The organism is Microbacterium sp. P5_E9, from assembly GCF_054049175.1.
This window is the reverse complement of sequence record NZ_JBFUMV010000169.1, coordinates 1-513: the sequence shown is the minus strand read 5'-3', so window position 1 is coordinate 513 and position 513 is coordinate 1. Positions and strand designations below refer to the sequence as shown.

General features: G+C 66.9%; 1 protein-coding gene. It reads right to left on the bottom strand.

Translation table 11 applies throughout. The features are described 5' to 3' along the window. Window positions 1–513, bottom strand: a 513-nt coding sequence (locus ACXJ3V_RS20820; RefSeq protein ID WP_457102256.1) for an MIP/aquaporin family protein, incomplete at both ends; no start/stop codon positions are given.

The following is a 513-nucleotide window of genomic DNA, read 5'->3' as shown; positions in this document are numbered from 1 at the left end:
GGCCAGGGCACCGCCAACAAGCGGCCCGACAACCGGGATCCAGGAGTAGCTCCAGTCGCTGGAACCCTTGCCCTTGATGGGGAGCAGCGCGTGTGCGATGCGGGGGCCAAGGTCACGGGCGGGGTTGATGGCGTACCCGGTGGGACCGCCGAGGGATACGCCGATGCCGACGACCAGCAGGGCCACTGCGAGCGGGCCGAGGCCGGAAGGGGTGCCGCCGAAGGTCAGGATGACGAAGACGAGCACGAAGGTGCCGATGATCTCGGTGATCAGGTTCCAGGGGGTAGAACGGATGGCCGGGCCGGTGGAGAACACGGCGAGCTTGCTGGCGGGCTCCGGTTCGGCGTCAAAGTGCTGCTTGTGGGCAAGCCACATGACCACTGCGCCCAGGAACGCGCCCAGGAGTTCACCGCCGAAGTATGTGAGCGTGGAGGCGAAGTCGACACTGACGCCGGGAGCATACTCCGCTTTTCCGTTGATCAGCAGGCCCAGGGTGACGGCGGGGTTCAGGTG